The organism is Nonomuraea ferruginea, from assembly GCF_039540635.1.
GTDB classification, from domain to species: domain Bacteria; phylum Actinomycetota; class Actinomycetes; order Streptosporangiales; family Streptosporangiaceae; genus Nonomuraea; species Nonomuraea ferruginea.
Genome location: NZ_BAABFD010000006.1, coordinates 260,286 through 277,704, shown reverse-complemented (window position 1 = coordinate 277,704; position 17,419 = coordinate 260,286). Strand labels below are relative to the sequence as shown.

General features: G+C 71.4%; 18 protein-coding genes. 6 read left to right on the top strand and 12 right to left on the bottom strand.

Features of this window, described 5'->3' with window-relative positions:
* Window positions 1-125: 125 nt before the first annotated feature.
* The 5 genes from ABD999_RS14290 to ABD999_RS14270 form a co-directional block, all read right to left on the bottom strand.
* Complete coding sequence (locus ABD999_RS14290; protein ID WP_271280238.1) at window positions 126-650, bottom strand: AAA family ATPase; 525 nt, start codon at window positions 648-650, stop codon at window positions 126-128.
* Window positions 647-2,269 carry a lysine--tRNA ligase gene (gene lysS, locus ABD999_RS14285; RefSeq protein ID WP_271280237.1) on the bottom strand — a complete coding sequence of 541 codons (1,623 nt, stop codon included), beginning with the start codon at window positions 2,267-2,269 and terminating at the stop codon, window positions 647-649. The genes ABD999_RS14290 and lysS overlap by 4 nt, the downstream gene beginning before the upstream one ends.
* A gap of 40 nt (window positions 2,270-2,309) precedes the next feature.
* Complete coding sequence (locus ABD999_RS14280; protein ID WP_271280236.1) at window positions 2,310-2,810, bottom strand: DinB family protein; 501 nt, start codon at window positions 2,808-2,810, stop codon at window positions 2,310-2,312.
* A gap of 9 nt (window positions 2,811-2,819) precedes the next feature.
* Window positions 2,820-4,478: a PQQ-dependent sugar dehydrogenase gene (locus ABD999_RS14275; protein WP_271280235.1), complete on the bottom strand. Its 1,659-nt coding sequence runs from the start codon at window positions 4,476-4,478 to the stop codon at window positions 2,820-2,822.
* Between the two features lie 129 nt (window positions 4,479-4,607).
* Window positions 4,608-4,874 carry a hypothetical protein gene (locus ABD999_RS14270; RefSeq protein WP_271280234.1) on the bottom strand — a complete coding sequence of 89 codons (267 nt, stop codon included), beginning with the start codon at window positions 4,872-4,874 and terminating at the stop codon, window positions 4,608-4,610.
* Window positions 4,875-5,191: 317 nt separating this feature from the next.
* On the opposite strand from ABD999_RS14270, the gene ABD999_RS14265 reads away from it, so the two are divergent.
* The gene (locus tag ABD999_RS14265; protein WP_148036246.1) at window positions 5,192-6,076 is read left to right on the top strand and encodes a sulfotransferase family protein; all 885 of its coding nucleotides are present in this window, start codon (window positions 5,192-5,194) and stop codon (window positions 6,074-6,076) included.
* A gap of 51 nt (window positions 6,077-6,127) precedes the next feature.
* Here ABD999_RS14265 and ABD999_RS14260 read toward each other — a convergent pair whose 3' ends face one another.
* Complete coding sequence (locus ABD999_RS14260; RefSeq protein WP_148036247.1) at window positions 6,128-6,703, bottom strand: helix-turn-helix domain-containing protein; 576 nt, start codon at window positions 6,701-6,703, stop codon at window positions 6,128-6,130.
* Window positions 6,704-6,833: 130 nt separating this feature from the next.
* Here ABD999_RS14260 and ABD999_RS14255 point away from each other — a divergent pair, with 130 nt between their 5' ends.
* The 5 genes from ABD999_RS14255 to ABD999_RS14235 all read left to right on the top strand — a co-directional run bounded on the left by ABD999_RS14255 (window position 6,834) and on the right by ABD999_RS14235 (window position 10,311).
* Window positions 6,834-8,189, top strand: a complete 1,356-nt coding sequence (locus tag ABD999_RS14255; RefSeq protein WP_345482726.1) for an FAD-dependent oxidoreductase — start codon at window positions 6,834-6,836, stop codon at window positions 8,187-8,189.
* Window position 8,190: 1 nt separating this feature from the next.
* Entirely contained in the window at window positions 8,191-8,445 is a 255-nt protein-coding gene (locus tag ABD999_RS14250) for a hypothetical protein (protein WP_148034933.1), read from the top strand.
* 47 nt (window positions 8,446-8,492) lie between these two features.
* Entirely contained in the window at window positions 8,493-8,984 is a 492-nt protein-coding gene (locus tag ABD999_RS14245; protein WP_148034932.1) for an MSMEG_0572/Sll0783 family nitrogen starvation response protein, read from the top strand.
* Window positions 8,984-9,817 carry an amidohydrolase family protein gene (locus ABD999_RS14240; protein ID WP_148034931.1) on the top strand — a complete coding sequence of 278 codons (834 nt, stop codon included), beginning with the start codon at window positions 8,984-8,986 and terminating at the stop codon, window positions 9,815-9,817. Before ABD999_RS14245 ends, ABD999_RS14240 begins: the two co-directional genes overlap by 1 nt.
* Before the next feature lie 80 nt (window positions 9,818-9,897).
* Complete coding sequence (locus ABD999_RS14235) at window positions 9,898-10,311, top strand: OsmC family protein (RefSeq protein ID WP_187281463.1); 414 nt, start codon at window positions 9,898-9,900, stop codon at window positions 10,309-10,311.
* Window positions 10,312-10,352: 41 nt separating this feature from the next.
* Here the strand turns inward: ABD999_RS14235 and ABD999_RS14230 are convergent, their stop codons facing one another.
* The 6 genes from ABD999_RS14230 to ABD999_RS14205 are packed head-to-tail and all read right to left on the bottom strand — an operon-like array spanning window position 10,353 to window position 17,405.
* Entirely contained in the window at window positions 10,353-11,786 is a 1,434-nt protein-coding gene (locus tag ABD999_RS14230; protein WP_271280108.1) for an oxamate carbamoyltransferase subunit AllG family protein, read from the bottom strand.
* Complete coding sequence (locus tag ABD999_RS14225; RefSeq protein ID WP_271280107.1) at window positions 11,773-13,356, bottom strand: argininosuccinate lyase; 1,584 nt, start codon at window positions 13,354-13,356, stop codon at window positions 11,773-11,775. Before ABD999_RS14225 ends, ABD999_RS14230 begins: the two co-directional genes overlap by 14 nt.
* Window positions 13,353-14,483: a 1-aminocyclopropane-1-carboxylate deaminase/D-cysteine desulfhydrase gene (locus ABD999_RS14220; RefSeq protein WP_345482725.1), complete on the bottom strand. Its 1,131-nt coding sequence runs from the start codon at window positions 14,481-14,483 to the stop codon at window positions 13,353-13,355. Before ABD999_RS14220 ends, ABD999_RS14225 begins: the two co-directional genes overlap by 4 nt.
* A complete protein-coding gene (locus ABD999_RS14215; protein ID WP_271280105.1) occupies window positions 14,474-15,676 on the bottom strand; it encodes a class-II fumarase/aspartase family protein in 1,203 nt (400 codons plus the stop codon). Before ABD999_RS14215 ends, ABD999_RS14220 begins: the two co-directional genes overlap by 10 nt.
* Window positions 15,673-16,587 (bottom strand): XcbA family protein, encoded by a 915-nt coding sequence (locus ABD999_RS14210; protein ID WP_271280104.1) that lies wholly within the window; start codon window positions 16,585-16,587, stop codon window positions 15,673-15,675. Before ABD999_RS14210 ends, ABD999_RS14215 begins: the two co-directional genes overlap by 4 nt.
* Window positions 16,584-17,405 (bottom strand): phosphosulfolactate synthase, encoded by an 822-nt coding sequence (locus ABD999_RS14205; protein ID WP_271280103.1) that lies wholly within the window; start codon window positions 17,403-17,405, stop codon window positions 16,584-16,586. The genes ABD999_RS14210 and ABD999_RS14205 overlap by 4 nt, the downstream gene beginning before the upstream one ends.
* Window positions 17,406-17,419 lie beyond the last annotated feature (14 nt).

The following is a 17,419-nucleotide window of genomic DNA, read 5'->3' as shown; positions in this document are numbered from 1 at the left end:
TGCATCAGTCGCGGATCTCTGTGTCGGTGACCACTCCGTGACCTGCGAACATATACGGAAAAAGGTGTTCTTACCGGCGAACGTCCATCCGGTCATGACGGCTTGACAACGAGCCGTCCCATGCGCTAGATCGTGGCTTCCTTCGTACGGGCCAGAATCTCGTCGACCGTCTCGGCGGGGGTCTGCGCGGAGGTGTCGAGCCAGAGGCCGATGCGCGGCGTGTCGCGGCGCAGCCCCGCGTCCAGCTCGGCCACGGTCCACGCGCCGTAGGCGGTCTTGGCGCGTTCCGCCTCCCGACGCGCCACGGTGGCGGCGTCCGGCGCGAGCACCACCACCATCAGCGGGCGGGTGGTCACCAGCCGGGTGAACAGCTCCAGGTCGGGGCCGAGCACCACGTCCTGCACCACGGCGGTGAACCCCTCACTCGCGTAGAGGTCGGCCGCGGCGGCCGCGACGCGGTAACGCAGGCGGAGCTGGCGCACCGCCTCATCGCCGGCGCCGGGGGTCATCGGCACGCCGCCGGTGACCACCATGCGGCGGAACACGTCTCCCCGCACGTGCGCGGCCCTGGGCAGCCGCTCGGCGAGCGCCTGCGCCACGGTCGACTTGCCCGCCGCCTGGATGCCGGTGATCAGGTAGACGGCGCTCACACGCCGGCCAGCTTGCGGACCCGCTCGGCGCCCACCGCCAGCAGCAGCGTCGGCAGCCGCGGCCCGGTGTCGCGGCCCACCAGCAGCCGGTAGAGCAGCGCGAAGAAGGCCCGCTGCGCCGCCTTCACCTCGGGCGTCGGCTTGGCGTCGGCCGCCAGCCCGGCCCGCAGCTTCGGCACCCCGTACACCAGCGTGGTCAGCCCCTCCAGCGACCAGTGCTCGTCGAGGCCCTCCGTCAGCATGCGCAGCGACTCGCGCTCGTCCTCGCCGAGCGAGCCCAGCAGCTCCTCGTCGGGCGACTCGCGCACCCGCGTGCGCTGGTCGGCGGGCACGTGCGTGTCGATCCACGCCTGCGCCCGGTCCAGCCTCGGCCGGACCTCGTCGAGCGCGGCGACGCCGTCGAGGTCGCCGAGTATGCGCCCGATCTGGCCGGTGTCGCCGGTCGTGACGTCCGCGATGGAGGCGAGAGTCCGGTAGGGCACGGGCCGGGGGGTGGCGGCCAGCGGGCCGCGCGAGGTGCGCACGGCCCTGGCGTGCGCGGCCAGCTCGGCCGGCTGCGCCTCGTCCTGCGCGACCTTGCGGCCGAGCGCGTCCCACTCGTCGTAGAGCCGCTGGATCTCCTGGTCGAAGGCGACCTTGAAGGACTGGGACGGCTTGCGGCGGGCGTAGAGCCAGCGCAGCACCGGCGCCTCCATGATGCGCAGCGCGTCGGCCGGGGTCGGCACGTCGCCCTTCGAGCTGCTCATCTTGGCCATGCCGGTGATGCCGACGAACGCGTACATCGGCCCGATCGGCCGCTCGCCGCCGAACACCGGGCCGACGATCTCCCCGCCGACCACCCAGGCCGAGCCGGGCGAGTGGTGGTCGACGCCCGACGGCTCGAACACCACGCCCTCGTACGCCCAGCGCATCGGCCAGTCGACCTTCCACACCAGCTTGCCGCGGTCGTGCTCGGCCAGCCGCACCGTCTCCCCGAACCCGCACGCGCAGGAGTAGGCCAGCTCGGTGGTGTCGTCGTCGTAGGCGGTGACCGTGGTCAGGTCGCGCTCGCACATCTCGCAGTACGGGCGATAGGGGTAATAGGCGCCCGGCCGCTCCTCGCCCTGCTTGGTGCGGTAGCGCGCCAGCACCGCGTCGATGCTCTCGCGCTCGCGCATGGCGGTCAGGATCTGCTCGCGGTACGCGCCCGAGGTGTATTGCTCGGTCTGGCTGATGCCGCGGTAGTCGACGCCCAGCTCCGCCAGCGCCTCGATCATGGGCGCCTTGAAGTGGTCGGCCCACGAGGCGTGGTCGCTGCCCGGAGGCGCGGGCACCGAGCTGAGCGGCTTGCCCACGTGCTCGGCCCACGACGGGTCGACGCCCGCCGGCACCCTGCGGAACCTGTCGTAGTCGTCCCACGACAGCAGGTGCACGCACGCGTGCCCGCGCTTGCGGATCTCGTCGGCGACCAGGTGAGGGGTCATCACCTCGCGCAGGTTGCCCAGATGGATCGGCCCCGACGGGCTGAGGCCCGAGGCGCACACGATGGGCTCGCCCGGCGCGCGGCGCTCCGCCTCGGAGATCACCTCATCCGCGAACCTGGACACCCAGTCGGTCTCCGTGCTGTCAGCCACGCTCATCGCGCCATTCTTGCGGTTCCCCGGGGCCGAGGCCAACGCGCTATTCCCCGGTCGTGCCGTCGATCCGCTCGCGCAGCAGGTCGGCGTGGCCGTTGTGGCGGGCGTACTCCTGGATGAGGTGGATCAGCGTGCGCCGGTGCGACACGTCCTGGCCGTGGCGCTGCCGCTTGGCGAGCGCGTCCAGCGGCAGGGCGGCCGAGATCTCCCGGGCCCGCGCGATCTCGGCCCGCCAGGTGGCGAACGCCTCCTCGGCCGAGGCGGTGTCCACCTCGTCGAAGTCGGCGTCCTGGCGGGTGTCCTTGCCCCACAGCCGCGGCACGTCCTCGCCGTCGATGATCTGGCGGAACCAGGCCCGCTCGACGTGCGCCATGTGCCTGACCAGGCCGAGCAGGGACAGGCCCGACGGCGGCGCGGCGCGCTCGCGCAGCCGCTCCTCGCTCAGCCCGGCGCACTTGGCGGCGAGCGTCTCGCGCTGCCAGTCGAGCCAGCTGTTGAGCACGGCGCGCTCGTCACCGGTGAAGATGGGTGGTGTCCGTTCCATCCGGGCAAGCTAGCGCACTTCGCACGCGTAGCCGGAGGGCAGCCCGGCGTCGGCGCCTGACCGGGTGGCCTGGAAGCCGAACGTGGTGCTCTGGCCGGGGCCGAGGGCGCCGTTGTAGGGGGCGTTCTCGAAGACCGCGCCGGACCTGGCGGCGTTCCACGAGCCGGTGATCTGGTGCCCGGCCGGCAGGGTGACCGTGACCCGCCAGCCGGTGATGGGGGACGTCCCGGTGTTGGTCATCGTGACGGGCTGGACGACGTAACCGGTGGGCCACTGCGTCTGGGTGGTGGCCACCGCCGCGCATCCGCCCGTGGTGCCGCCCGTGGTGGTGGTGACGGTGACCGTGCCGGAGACGGGGGAGAGGTTGCCCGCCGCGTCGCGGGCGCGGACCTGGAAGCGGTACGTGCTCTGCGGCGTCAGCCCGGTGGCCGTGAAGGTCGTGGTCGCGGCGGTGCCCACCTGGGCGAACGAGCCGCCCGACGAGCCCGGCGCGCGCAGCACGTCGTAACCGGTGACGCCGGTGTCGTCGGTGGAGGCGGCCCACGTCAGGGTGGTCGCGGTGGCCGTCGTGCCCGTCGCGGTCAGGTTGCCCGGGGCGGTCGGCGGGGTGGTGTCGCCCCCGGTCGAGGCCGGTGGGACGCGGACGATCCGGTCGTCCTGGGCGACCGGGTTGCCGCGGCCGTCGCGGTTGCTGGTCGCCACCCAGAGCCAGCCGTCGGGGCCCACCGCGACCGCGCGCAGCCGCCCGTACTCGGAAGTGAACTCGGCCTGCGGGGTGCCCGCCGTGCCGTCCGGGTTCAGCGGCACCGCCCACAGCCGCTGGCCGCGCAGCGCCGCCGCGAAGAGCGTGCCGTTCGCGTACGCGAGACCGCTCGGCGACGCCTCGGCCGTGGTCCAGGTGACGATCGGGCTGCGGAAGGAACCGCTGCCGCAGGCGCCCTCGCAGGTGGGCCAGCCGTAGTTGCCGCCCGCGACGATCCGGTTGACCTCGTCCCAGGTGTTCTGGCCGAACTCGGTCGCGTACATCCTGCCCTGCGCGTCCCAGGCCAGCCCTTGGACGTTGCGGTGACCGTAACTCCAGACCCGGGAGCCCTGGAACGGGTTGTCGGCGGGGATCGCGCCGGTGGGCGTGATGCGCAGGATCTTCCCCGCGAGGCTGTTGAGGTTCTGCGCGTTCGAGGTGGTGCCGGCGTCGCCGGTCGCCACGTACAGCATGCCGTCGGGACCGAACGCGATGCGGCCGCCGTCGTGGATCGCCGCGCTGGGCACCCCGGAGAGGATCACGGTCTGCGTCTGCGGCGCGGTCAGCTCGAACCTGACCAGGCGGTTGTCGCCGGCGGTGCTGGTGAAGTACGCGTACACCCAGCCGTCCCTGACCGCGATGCCGAGCAGCCCGCTCTCACCCGAGGCGCTCACCCCGGCGACCGTGGCGACCTGCGTGGGCGCCTGGCCGGGGCGTACCCGCATGATGCGCCCGGTGTTGCGCTCGGAGACCAGTCCGCTGCCGTCGGGCAGGAAGGCCAGCCCCCACGGCACCTGCAGCCCCGTGACGGACACCTCCGCCCGATCGAAGTCGAACCCGCCGACCACCTGGGCCCGCGCCTCGGGGGCGGTGAGGACCAGGGCGACCAGCGCCATGACGAGCGCGGGGACGAGACGGGCGCGCATGACGGGCTCCTTGGCGGGATCGTCGTATGCGGACGCCAGCACCGTAGGCACCGGTGGCGCGAGACCTCAACGACCGCGGCAGGTCAGAGCCCGCGACCTGCGACGACGCCTGTCTTGGAGGTGAAACTTTCAGGCCAGGGCGGCGGTCTCTTCCTGGCTGAAGGCGATCACGATGTATCGGCCGTTGGCGTAGCTGACCACGGGCCGTCCGAGCCGCTCGCCCACCCTGCGGGCCACGCCCTGGAAGAGGTCGACCATCTCCGGGGTGTCGGCGCTCACCCTGAACCGGCCGCTCGTGAGGAGGTGCTCGGTGACCAGGGAGGCGAAGCCGGCCTCGGCGCGGGCCCGTTCCTCCGCGTCGAGGGGGGTTCGACGGACCGGGGAGTGCTGGGGCATCGCTGATCTCCTTCTGATCGCCGTACCGGCATGCTAGCGGCGGCTCCAGGTTCCCTGGGAGTAGTAGCCGTTCGGATAGCCGCGCGGGAGGTGCGGAGATAGGTTGTCGGGACCCCTCCCCAGGTAAGGACGTATGTGATGCCGGCCCAGACGCCGCCGACGATCTCCCCGCGGACGAGTGGGGCTGACATGGGGGATTTTTGCCGTTATCTACCGTTTAAGTTACGTTTGTCGCACTACGGCGACCGTAACTCTTGTTCCGGACGCCCGAATCGGGGGAGAGGGAAGCACGCGGACGGAAAGGCAGCAGGTCGCGCATGAGCGTCGTGAAAACCGGCATCAGGCGAAGGGTTCGGCTTCTGGGTGAGGCGCTGCGTCCCCCGAAACCGGCCAAGGCGATGGACGCGAACAGGCCGAGGAGCGCCGACTCCCCCCGCCCGCCGAAACGCGTGCAGGTCGTCGACTACAGCGTCCCGATCATGCCGCGCCAGGTGGAGTCGCCCGTCTTCGTGATCGCCTCGGTCCGCTCAGGCTCCACGCTCCTGCGCAGCCTGCTCAACAGCCACTCCCGCGTCCGCGCCCCGCACGAGCTGCACCTGCGCACGCTCAGGGTGCAGCCGGCCCCCGGCTTCTCCGAGGAGTCCATGCTGGAGCTCGGCCTGGACCAGGTGGAGCTGGAGCACGTGCTGTGGGACCGCATCCTCCACCTGGAGCTGCAGCGCAGCGGCAAGGACGTCATCGTCGACAAGACCCCGGGCAACGTCTTCACCTGGGAGCGGCTGAAGTACGCCTGGCCGAAGGCGAAGTTCCTCTTCCTGCTGCGCCACCCGGAGGGCGTGGTCTCCTCCCTGGAGAACCGCAAGGGCAACACCAGCTCGCGCGAAGCCCTGGAAGCCAACGCGCTGAAGTACTTCAAGCCCCTGGAGAAGGCCCGCACCACCCTCGACGGCCTGACGCTCCGCTACGAGGAGCTGACCGCCGAGCCCGAGCGGGTCACCCGCGAGGTCTGCGACTACCTGGGCGTGCCCTGGGAGCCGGAGATGCTCGACTACGGCAAGCACGACCACGGCAGGTACCTGCCGAACCTGGGCGACCGCAGCGACAACATCAAGTCCGGCCGGATCCAGCCGGCCCGCACCTTCGGCACCGCCACGCTCTCGCCCCGGCTCGCCAAGTACGCCGGCGCGTGGGGCTACGCCTGACGTCACCAGCACGACGGAAGCCGTGCGTCTCCAGGGAGGAGACGCACGGCTTCACTGCTGCGGGCGCAGCGCCATCCAGAGGACCACGCAGTCTTCCTCGGCCGGATTGCGCCAGGAGTGGGGCTGCTGGGTGCGGAAGTGGAGCGAGTCGCCGGCGCCCAGCATGTAAGCGGTGTCGGCGACCGTGAACGCCAGCTTGCCCGACATCACGTAGAGCAGCTCCTCGCCGGGGTGTCCCATCGGCTTGCTGCCGCTGCTCGCGCCGGGGAGGACCGTCGCGACGGCCGCCGCCATCAGGAAGTCGCCGTACGGGCCGGTGATCCCGGCCAGATCGAGCCCCGCGTGGGAGGTGTAGATCGGGCGCCTGTTGGCGGCCCGGGTGTGGACCGTCGGCAGGTGGTCGTCGTCGTCCTCGACGAAGTAGGACACGGGGAGCTCGAACGCTCCGGCGATCTTGAGCAGGGTCGTGATGGTGGGGACCATGTCCGACTGCTCGATCTTGTGGATCGTCGCCGCCGACACATCGGCGCGCTCGGCAAGTGACTGAAGCGAGTAGCCGTTCTGCTTGCGGAGTGACTTGATCTTCGGGCCGATACCGGAGACGACTTCGGCCACTCGTGCGATCACGCAGACCCTCCGCCAAACTCACGCGTTTCTCGGGTTCTCAACCAGTCCTTGTACACACCTTGACGGTACCTCAGAGCTACGTCAAGTATGGTGAATAGAAATTTGAGCATGCTCAATGCGGTGAGTTCCGATGGGAGACGAGCGGGAGATGACCAGGCGAATCGTTGTTGTAGGCGGTGGAGCCGCTGGGATGGGTGCCGCGGGTGCCGCCAAGGGCACGGACCCGAGCGCGGAGGTCATCGTCTTCACCGGATACGAGGACGCCGCGTACAGCCCCTGCGGGATTCCCTACGTCCACGGCCGCGAGATCGCGAGCTTCGAGTCGCTGTTCATGGCGACCAAGCAGCAGTACGTCGACCAGGGCATCGACATCCGCTACGAGACGACCGTCGCGAGCATCGACGTCAAGGCCAAGACGGTGACCACGACCGACGGGACCGTCGAACGCTACGACTCGCTCGTGCTCGCCACCGGCTTCGACTATGCCGACCCTGATGTGCCCAACAGCGACCTGGGCGGCATCTACTACGTCAAGAACATCCGCCAGGCGATGGAGTGGGACAAGGTCCTCGACACGGTGAAGACCGCGGTCGTCGACGAGGCGACGCCGCTGGGAGCCGAGATGGTCACCGCGCTCGCCCACCGCGGCATCGAGACCCACCTGGTCGACCCCGCCCCCTGGGCCATGTCGTCCGCGACCGACCCGGACATCATGGAGCCGGTCCAGGAGTCCTGGATCGAGATGGGGGCCAAGCTCCACTTCAACACCAAGGTCACCGGCTTCGTCGGCGACGGCGGCAAGCTGCGCGAGGTCACCACGTCGCAGGGCGGCATCCAGGCGGACTTGGTGGTCGTCGCCACGAAGAAGGTTCCCAACGTCGAGCTCGCCACCGCCGCGGGTCTCAAGACCGGCATGAGCGGTGGCCTCATCGTCGACGGCCGGATGCGCACCTCGGTGAGCGGGCTGTACGCGGCCGGCGACTGCACCGAGATCCCGCACGGCGTCTCCAACGTGCCGATCCAGGGGCTCTCCGGCAGTCACGCCTACGCGCAGGGCAAGGTCGCCGGGGTGAACGCGGCAGGCGGCACCCGCGAGTACCAGGCCGTCTACGTGCCCTGGGGCATGGTGGCCGGCAAGTGGATGATCGGCGGGGTATCCTTCAGCGAGACGCTGGCGACCGCCCTCGGCGTCCCCTTCGTCGTGGGCAACGCGCAGGGCATCTCCCGGGCGCGCTACTACCCCGACGTGAAGCCGGTCAAGGTCAAGCTCCTGGCCGAGCCCGAGCATCTGCGGCTCATCGGAGCCCAGCTCGTCGGCGGCGAGGGCATCAAGGAACGCGCCGACTTCCTGGCCATGGCCGTGCGCACCGGGATCACGATCAACGACCTGGCGACGATGGAGAACGTCTACAGCCCGCCCATCGGCGCGCTCAACGAGCCCATCTCGCTCGCGGCGCAGAACGCCCTGTCGAAGCTGGGGAAGTGAGATGGGGCTGACTCGCTGGGTACGCCAGACGTCCGAGCACTACCTGATGATCGACGCGCAGGACAAGGTGGCCGCCCGTCTCGGCGCCACCCGTCCTCTGCCGCCCCGCGGCGTCGAGATCTTCTGGCGCCGGATCTACGTCCCGGTCTTCCACCGGCTGCCTCTGAAGCTGCGCAACGCGGTCATCGCGCGCATGCCGGGGAGCCACCAGAAGCAGTGGAAGCAGCAGCCGCCACGAAAAGGACCCGCGGTCTGACCGCATAGGCCGACAACCATAGAGCGAGTTATTCACAAAGGAGTGACATGTCCACCAAGACGGTAACCGTCGCGACTCCCGCCGAAGGCGACGTTCTCTGGGACACCAGCGAGAAGGTCTTCGAAGACATCCGGGCCGAAGAGGGTCAGAAGGCCACGGTCTTCATCCACTCGGTCCCCTTCGAAGGGTCCGTCTCCCTCGTCAACCTGATGACGTCCACGCGCCTGCAGCGCAAGGGGTTCAAGCTGACCGTCGTCCTCTACGGCCCCGCCGTGCTGCTCGGCGCCGCCGGTCGCGGCTACCCCGCGGTCGGCAAGGAGGGGTTCCCGGGGAACCTGGCGGTCAACAGGCAGCTCCAGACTCTCCTGGACGAGGGCGCCACGATCTACGCCTGCCGCTTCGCCATGGGCGCGCTGTACGGCATGCGGGAGGACGACCTGATCCCGGGGATCAAGGCGTTCAACCCGCTCGACGTCCTGGACTCCGCCCTGACGGCATGGCGGGAGGGCCACTTCCAGCTCAACACTTGGACCATGTGATGACGAAAGCACCATCGCGGCACTCTGACGCCCACCGGCACATCGGAGTTCTGCCCGCCTTCCCGTTCTACGGCGGACCGCCCGTCAACCCGGACGTGAAGGCCCGCGCCACCGTCGACGAACTGCTCGCCGACCTGGACGCGGAGGGCACCGAGCGGGCGCTGGTGATCCCGAACTACGGGGTCCCCGATCCCAAGCACTCGTTCGAGCTCAACGAGCTCGTCGTCGAGGCGGCGGCGCGGGACGACCGGCTCCGCGCCGCGGTGTGGGCGTCTCCGCGACCGCAGGACGCCGAGCTCACCGAGAAGGCGCTGACGCTCGTCGGCGAGACCGGGGTGAAGGCTCTCAAGATCAGCTTCCTGCTCGGCGGGTCCGTCGAGGACGCCGAATGCCAGGTCCAGCTGGACAAGATCTTCGCCGCCGCCAAGGCCAACAACCTCGTCGTCCACGTGCACACCTCGCCGGGTGCGCAGTCGGACATCGACAAGGTCGGCCAGCTGGTGGACCGGTACGCCGACGAGACGCCGGTCCACCTGGTCCACTTCGGTGGCGGGGTGAGCGGCCACATCAAGCTCATCGGCACGAGGTTCTTCGACTGGATCGAGGCCGGCAAGAAGGTCTACACCGACCTCACCTGGTCCGTCGGGTTCGCTCCGTACTGGCTCGCGCAGGAGATCGAACGGCGCGGGATCGGCGGCGACCGCGTGCTGTTCGCCTCCGACCTGCCGTGGGGCGACTTCGCGGGTGAGTACCACCGCATGATCGAAGCCGTCGGCGACGGTGAGCTGGCGGACCTCGTCTTCAACGAGAACTTCGACCGCCTGTACAGCTGACTCACAGGGGGCCGCGGGTCCCGGGGCGCCGCCCCGGGGCCCGCGGTCTCTCATCTATGCGCTGCACCAAGGGAGCAGATTTGGCAAGATCCGGAGAATCGCAAGAAGTCATCGCGAAGTGGGAGGGCGACTGGCGGGCGACCGTCACGGCCGGGGCGTTCTCGTTCCCGGTGGACGAGCCCCCGGAGGCCGGCGGAACCGACACCGGCCCGATGCCGACCGACTACTTCCTCGGGTCGCTCGCGTCCTGTTACGCGCTGGCGCTGGCGTGGTCGGCGCGCAAACGCGGCATCGAACTGCCCGACCTCCAGGTGTCGGCGGTCGGCGAGTACGACGGCCCGCGCTTCAAGGAGATCAGGCTGACCGTGAACACCAGCCTGCCGATCGAGGAGCTGGAACCGCTGCTCGCCCCGGCCTCCCGGGTCTGCTACGTCTCCAACACGCTCGCCCACGTCCCCAAGATCGACGTACGGCAGGCCGACATCTGCGCCTGAGGCGAGGCGCGCCCCCGCGCGGAGCACGCCTCGCCTCCGGGTCAGCTCCCCAGCTTCGCGTCCAGCGCCATCATCGTGTCGACGAACGCCTGGACCGGCGCCGTGGCCACACCGGCGCCGACCTGGCCGCTGCCGTCGGCGTTGTGCAGGATCCCCGTCGTCACCTGCGGGGTGATGCCGAGCTCGACGACCTTGCGCACGTCGACGCCCACCGGTGAGCCCTTCATCCCCCACACCGGGATCATGAACCGGCTGGAGTTGCCCACGCACACCTGGTCGAGCTGCGTGGTCAGCTCGGCGGCGGCCGCCATGGTCCCGCCGACGATCTGGGCCACCGCCGGCGAACCGGCCGCGGCCGCGCCGCCGAGGCCCACGAGCTCCAGCACCGAGCTGTCCCCGATGTCCGGGGCGGCGTCCGCCTCACTGCGCCCCGGGTGGTAGAGCGCGCGCTCCACCATCGGCGCGGGCGCGAGGTGCCAGTCGGAGGACGGCCCGGCCAGCCAGGCGGCGAAGTCGGTCCCGTTGCGTGCCATGCCGGTCACGACCGAGCTGTTCTCGACCTCGGCGGCCCAGGCGGTCAGCGCCCGGGCGGCGGCCATGGCCAGCGTGAGGAACAGCAGGTGGTTGCCCGAGAGGAACGTCGCCGCCTCCGTCCGGCGGGGGTGGTCGCCCGACACCAGCGCGGGCAGCAGGTTGCGCAGCAGCAGGTTGGTCGCGGCCTGCGTGCGGACGTGCACGTCGTCGCCCATGGCGACCGCCTGCGCCGCCAGCGACATCACGTCGACCGGCCCGGCCTCGGCCAGGGCGGCGGCCAGCACCGGGCCGACCACCTCGCGCAGCAGCACCAGACGGTCGATCGCGCCGGGGGTGTCGCGGCCGAACCACGCCACGTCGCCGGGCCCCTGGCCGATCGGCGCGTAGGTGGTGACGCCGGCGTCGGCGAGTTCGACGGCCCACACGGGCGTGCCCGGCCCCATCGCCGTCGCCATCGGCACGACCACGCCGTGCGCGTTGGCCGGCTCCAGCCGTACGGAACCGTCCAGGAGCAGGGCGTCGGCCTCCTCGGGGTCGCGCGCCCACCCCTCGGCGCAGACCGCGGCGCGCATCGAGCGGCGCAACGGGTCGACCGTGTCCTCGATCGCGATGCGCGGCCCGCAGTGCAGGAGCACCCGGCCCTCGGCCAGGATCGGGATCACCTCGCCTGCGGTCCGCACGCCGACCAGCTGCGGCGCGCCCCGGTCCAGCCGCCGGAAGACCTCCTTGTTGGCGGCGTCGATCGTCGCCGCGTGCCGGCCGTAGAGGCGGCGAAGAGCCGCGACCACCTCGGCGTCACCGCCACCGGGAATCCGCCAGTCGACCTGGACCACCGGGCGCTTCTGCTCGGCGATCGCCTCGGCGAACAGCGGCAGGCCGATGTTGACGACGTTCACCTCCCCGGGAAGGCGCACCGGGGTGGCGGTATCAGTGGCGTTCATCGGTTTCTCCCTTGATGTCGTTCCCCTCGGCGGGGTCCCCCTTGATGAAGTTCTCCGCGAGCGCGACCAGCGCGGCCTCGGAGTGCTCGAACGAGGCGCGCGCGGTCCGCGCGCGGCCCAGCAACGCGGTCGCCTCCGCGAGACAGTCGGCGGCCATCGCCTCGACCACGGGCGGGGCCGCCCCGCCGGCCAGCGTCCGCGTCTCCACGATGTGCCGGGGGTCGAGGATCTCGGTGAGGTCCCGGCCCTCCAGCCCGAGGGAGATCCCGGCGTACTGCTGGGCGGCGGACTCCAGCCGGGCCGCGTCGAGGTCGATGCCGCGCAGCCCTTCCCTGCTCGCCTCCCGCACGGCGATCCCGACCACCTGGTAGGCGGTCCGGTAGTCCACCCGGCAGGTCTGCATGACGAACTCCGCCAGGTCGGTCGCCTGGCTGAAGCCCGACTCCAGGGCCTCCCACATCCGGTCGGCGTTCACCGTCATGCTGCGGATGACCCCGCTGGTCAGCCTCGTCGTACGCAGCGCCAGGTCCAGCGCGCGGGGGATCTCGCCGTACGCGTAGATCAGGTTGTCGCTGCGGGCCGACGGGCTCTTGCTGACGGCGAGGAACCCGGTGAGCCGGCCGATCAGGGTGCCGGAGGCGCCGCGGATGATCGAGAGGGCGTACGGGTTGCGCTTCTGCGGCATGAGCACGCTGGAACGGCTGAACCCGTCGGCGATGGTGATGTAGTCGAACTCGTTGCTGGCCCAGATCTCCAGGTCCTCGGCCAGCTTGCTCTGCGTGGTCAGCAGGCTGGACGCGTGCGACAGCGCCGCGATGAGCCCGTCGATCTGCCACATGGCGTCGCGCGTGTGCTGGATGAAACCCTCGAAGCCGAGCAGTTCGGCGACCCTGCCCCGGTCGGCCAGCAGCCGGCTGCCGTTGACGCAGCCCGCCCCGCCCGGACTGGTGTTGACCCAGGTCAGGGCGTCCATGAGCCGCTCGGCGTCGCGCAGGACCGGGTAGGCGAAACTGACCAGGTAGTGGCCGAACGTGGAGGGCTGCGCGTGCTGCAGGTAGGTCTGGTCGGGCAGCCACGTCGTGCTGTTGCCCGCCGCGACCTTCGCGATGGCCTGCGCCAGCTCCGCCGACGCCTCGATCAGGTCCTCCAGGACGCTCCGCACGTGCAGCCGCAGGGCGATGCGCACCGCCTCGCGCCGCGGCCGGCCGGCGTGCAGCCACCCGGCGTCGTCACCGATCTGGGCGGTGAAGTACCGCTCCCGCGAGTTGTACGGCTCGCCGAACGCCGGGTCGTAGGGGAAGTCCTCGGCCGGGGTGCGCACGGCCCGGAGCAGCACCCGCATGAGCTGCTCGGCGGCGCTGTAGGGGACCACCCCGCGTTCGTGCAGATCGACGAGGTGCGCGAGGTCGGCGAGGTTGAGGCCCGCGTGCAGCAGCGGCGAGTCGGCGTTCTCCAGCGCGAACCCGCTGTCGATCAGCTCCTGGGCCGGGCCTTCCACCGGTGGGCCCAGGCGGTCGAGCCCGCCCCGGTGGTGCGCCGAGGGTGCGGACGGCAGTCCGTCGTCGATCATCGTGCCTCCCATCCGGCGACGGCGTCGAGCAGGCCGCCGGTGTGCCAGAGAACTGTGGTCAGGTCGGGGTCGTGGCGTCGTTCGCCGAGGATGCGCGGGAGGGCGCCCAGCGCCTTCGCGGTGTAGACCGGGTCGAGGACGACCCCTGAGGCGCGCAGCGCCAGCCGCGCGGCGCGCTCGCCCTCCTCCGAGGGGCGGGCGTGCCCGGGGCCTCGGGCGTCCTCGACCACGACATCGGACGCCTCCGGGATCTCGGTCCCCATCAGCCGGGCGCATCCCTCGCCGAGCTCGAGTATCCGCCGCGCGGTCTCGTCCGGCGGCCGGCTGACCGAGGCGCCACGAATCAGCATCCTGCGCCCCGATGCCACGGCCCCGGACACCAGTCCCGCCTGCGTCCCCCCAGACCCCGCCGCCACGACAACCACAACAGGCCCCACAAGCCGGCCCTCAACGTGAGCCCCGGCTTGTGCCCCGGACCGGCCCTCAGAGTGAGGCCCGTGCTGGGCCGCGGTTTGGTCCCCGGGCTGGGGCGCGGCTTGGGGTACGAGTTGGGTGGCGAGTTCGAGGGCTGCCAGGTGGAAGCCGGTCGCGCCGAGTGGGGTCGCGCCGCCGCGTGGTACGGCGAAGGCGGTCTGGCCGAGTTCGCCGGCCGCCCTCTCGATCGCGACGTCGACGAAGGCGCGGTCAGGGTCGTGGGTCCATCGGATCTCCGCGCCCCAGTGGCGGGCCGCCAGCAGGTTGGGGTGCGAGGTCTGGGGAGGCGATCCGGCGTAGATCAGTACGCAGCGCAGGCCCGCCCAGGCGGCGGCCGCTGCTGCGGCCTGGCAGAAGTTCGAACCGGGCGTCCCGCCGGTCACCAGCACGCTCGCACCGGACTCGCGGGCGGCCGCGATCAGCATCTCCAGCTGACGCGCCTTGTTCCCGGCCACCGCGAAGCCGGTGAGGTCGTCGCGCTTGAGCAGCATCCTCCCGCGCACGCCCAGCGCCTCGGCCAGCCGTGGCGCCTCCACAAGGGGAGTGGGCAACACGGCCAGCTCAGCCCGAGGTGGTGCCACCCCTTGGTTCTCCCACGGCCGGCGCACCTGCCGGGGGTCGCGGGGGTCTCGGCGGTCTGGGGTTACGGCCATGAAGGCGACTCCTCCGACCTGGCGCGGCGGGCGCGGGCCACCACGAGGTCGACCATGGCGGCGGCCGCGCCGGCGTCGGACGGGTTCTGGGTGCCGCCCAGGTGGGTGCGCAGGTTGGCCGCCATCCGGTCCGAGCGCACCTCGAGTCCCTCGACGAGCTGGACCCCGAGCCTGAGCGCGGTGCCCGACAGCAGGCACACCTCGGGCAGCGCCACCCATTCGGCCTTCCAGGCCCGCCCGTCACGTTCGTGCTGGCTGACGACCGACTCCAGCAGCACCCCGGCGTTGGCCCTGACCAGCCGGGCCAGCGTGTTCAGGTGCTCGCTGCCCTCGGGGTTGCGCTTGTGGTGCATCGTGATGCTGCCGACCACTCCTTCGGGACGCGGCTCGCCCAGCTCGCCGATCTCGGGGCGCTGCAGCTCGTACACCTCCTCGCCGATCCGCGCCAGCGTGCCGGTGACCAGGGCGAGCAGGCCGCCGAACTCGGCGATCCGGTCGCGGGCGCTCAGCCAGGAGATGACCGGGTCGGCCAGCCCGAGTTCGGCGCAGAAGCGGGCCCGTACGGCGAGTCCGCGGTCGCCGTACGCGACCAGGGTCCCGATGCCGCCGCCGAGCTGCCCGACGAGCCACCGCGGGGCGCCCTCGCGCAGCCTGTCGAGGTGCCGCCGGATCTCGTCCGCCCAGGACGCCGCCTTCCAGCCGAAGGTGGCCGGCGCCCCCGGCTGGCCGTGTGTCCGGCCCGCGATCGGGGTGTCGCGGTGCTCCACGGCCAGGTCGAGCAGGCGGTCCTCGATCCTGCGCAGGTCGCGCCAGACGATGCCGCCGACCGCGCGCGTCGCCAGCGAGGTCCAGGTGTCGGTGACGTCCTGGACGGTCGCGCCGACGTAGACGTGCTCGCGGGCCGGCTCGGGCAGGACCCGGCGCAGCTCGTGGATCAGGCCCAGGGTCGAGTGGCCGGTCTCGCGGGTGCCGCGCGCGACCCGGTCCAGGTCGAGCCGGTCGACGCGCAGCTCGGCGGTGATGGTCTCGGCGGCCCCTGCGGGTATGAGCCCCTCCGCGGCCTGCGCCCTGGCCAGCGCGGCCAGCACGTCGAGCCACCCCTGCAGGCGGCCCCGCTCGTCGAAGATCTGCCGTAGCTCGTCGGTGCCCCACAGGTGCGAGTAGACCGTCGAGTCCGAGATGCGCGCGCTCACGTCGCGTTCTCCCGCCCTTCCTCGGTGGTACGAAGCTCCTCGGCCAGGTCGGAGGCGGCGGCCAGCCCCGCCGAGACCAGGGTGAACGACGCTCCCCAGGGCACCACCACCGTGTCGCCGCGGGTCTCGATGTGCTCCTCCAGCAGGCAGCACTTGGTGAGCCGGGCCTCGCCGGGAGGGAGCGGCCTGGCGGCCGCCAGCGCGGCCGGGCAGATGTCGACCTGGGTCACGCCCGCCGCCCGGTCCGGATAGAAGTGGTCGTGGATGGCGCGCGAGCGGGCGCAGCCCAGCAGCAGCCAGTCCGCCTCGGGCGGCACCTCGTCGAGATAGGAGACCTCCGCCCCGGGGACCGTGATGCCGCCCCCTCGGCACGGCAGCAGGTAGTGGCCGGCCGGCTCGCGGGCGGCCATCTCCTCCAGGTCGACGACCTCTGACACGCACTCGGTCGCCGGCAGCTCCTCGGCGGTGTCGAGGACGCGCCGTACCTGGTCGACCAGCTTGGCCGGCCAGGGCGGGGCGACGTCGAGCACGTGCACCCGGCGCGGGACGGCGTCCAGCATGAAGTTGACGTGCCCGTAACGGCCGCGGACGACCACGCAGCGCGGGGCGCCGGCGATCCCGGACGCCGCGCGCAGCAGCTGACTGGGCACGGCGGTGTCGATGTCGGCCCGGTCCACGAGGATCGTCTCCTGGGGCGAGGCCAGCACGCGCACGTCGGTGACGTCGACGAACAGCTCCTCCTCGCCTGCCTTGGTGACCTCGACCAGGGCCAGTCCGTCGTCGTTGCGGGCCACCACGAACCGGGTCCTGCGATACACCTGGCGGCTCAGGAAGAACTCCCGCAGGGAACGCTCGTCGAGATCCACCGGGACGTCGGTGAACGCCACGGTTCGATACTGATGCGGGATCATGGTGAATCCTCCAGTGGGAAAGTTCCCATCGTGTCGGAGCGCAGCCCCAGCCGGAGCGTCTCGACCGCCAGGGCGTCGGCCGGAGCGATGTTGCCGAGGTTCACGTTCGCGCCGTAACGCCGGATGAGCCAGGCCTGCTGCGCGCGAAGGGGCGCCTCGAACAGGGCGTTCTCCAGGCCCACCGCCGAGACGACCGCGTCGACGATCTCCGTGCGCACCTCGCCGGCCGGGTCGTACAGCCCGACGGTGCCGCTCTCGCGCCCCTCGGTCACCACCCAGCGCGCGCCCGCCTCCAGGTCGGCCCGCGCGTCGGCGCCCCACTGCCGGGCCGAAGGAGGCGTGTCGGGGTTCTTGACCCCGATCTCCGAGAGCACGACGAACCGGGACGCCGCCGCGCTGATCATCGCGTTCTTGTCGTCGCGCGGGATGGCCACCGAGCCGCACGACACCTCTATGCACGGGAACCCCACCGACTCGGCCCAGTCCATGAACCGGTCGAGCACGCCCTGCTGCCACGACACCTCCAGCAGGGTCCCCCCGGTGCAGGCCAGCACCTGGTGCGCGGCCAGCAGGTCGAGCTTGGCGTCCAGCGCCGGATCGATGTAGGCGGTGCCCCAGCCGAACTTCCACACGTCGATGCTCGCGGCGGCGGAGGACAGCCGGAGCTCGGCCTCGGCCACCGACATGCCGTTGTCGAGGACGTGCGAGATGCCGCGCCGGCGGGGCTTGGTCGTGCGCTCCGGAAGGGTGAGAAAGCCGGCGACCTGCGATGTCTGGCCGCGCGACGCTTCACGGTAGCGAACGGGGTGTCCTGTCACGGGAAAAGCTTCCT

Bases quoted from the DNA above. Each gene is read 5' to 3' on its own strand.
- lysS (WP_271280237.1), bottom strand. From the start codon at position 2,269: ATGAGCGTGGCTGACAGCACGGAGACCGACTGGGTGTCCAGGTTCGCG.
- ABD999_RS14280 (WP_271280236.1), bottom strand. From the start codon at position 2,810: ATGGAACGGACACCACCCATCTTCACCGGTGACGAGCGCGCCGTGCTC.
- ABD999_RS14275 (WP_271280235.1), bottom strand. From the start codon at position 4,478: ATGCGCGCCCGTCTCGTCCCCGCGCTCGTCATGGCGCTGGTCGCCCTG.
- ABD999_RS14270 (WP_271280234.1), bottom strand. From the start codon at position 4,874: ATGCCCCAGCACTCCCCGGTCCGTCGAACCCCCCTCGACGCGGAGGAA.
- ABD999_RS14265 (WP_148036246.1), top strand. From the start codon at position 5,192: ATGAGCGTCGTGAAAACCGGCATCAGGCGAAGGGTTCGGCTTCTGGGT.
- ABD999_RS14255 (WP_345482726.1), top strand. From the start codon at position 6,834: ATGGGAGACGAGCGGGAGATGACCAGGCGAATCGTTGTTGTAGGCGGT.
- ABD999_RS14250 (WP_148034933.1), top strand. From the start codon at position 8,191: ATGGGGCTGACTCGCTGGGTACGCCAGACGTCCGAGCACTACCTGATG.
- ABD999_RS14245 (WP_148034932.1), top strand. From the start codon at position 8,493: ATGTCCACCAAGACGGTAACCGTCGCGACTCCCGCCGAAGGCGACGTT.
- ABD999_RS14240 (WP_148034931.1), top strand. From the start codon at position 8,984: ATGACGAAAGCACCATCGCGGCACTCTGACGCCCACCGGCACATCGGA.
- ABD999_RS14230 (WP_271280108.1), bottom strand. From the start codon at position 11,786: ATGAACGCCACTGATACCGCCACCCCGGTGCGCCTTCCCGGGGAGGTG.
- ABD999_RS14225 (WP_271280107.1), bottom strand. From the start codon at position 13,356: ATGATCGACGACGGACTGCCGTCCGCACCCTCGGCGCACCACCGGGGC.
- ABD999_RS14220 (WP_345482725.1), bottom strand. From the start codon at position 14,483: ATGGCCGTAACCCCAGACCGCCGAGACCCCCGCGACCCCCGGCAGGTG.
- ABD999_RS14210 (WP_271280104.1), bottom strand. From the start codon at position 16,587: ATGATCCCGCATCAGTATCGAACCGTGGCGTTCACCGACGTCCCGGTG.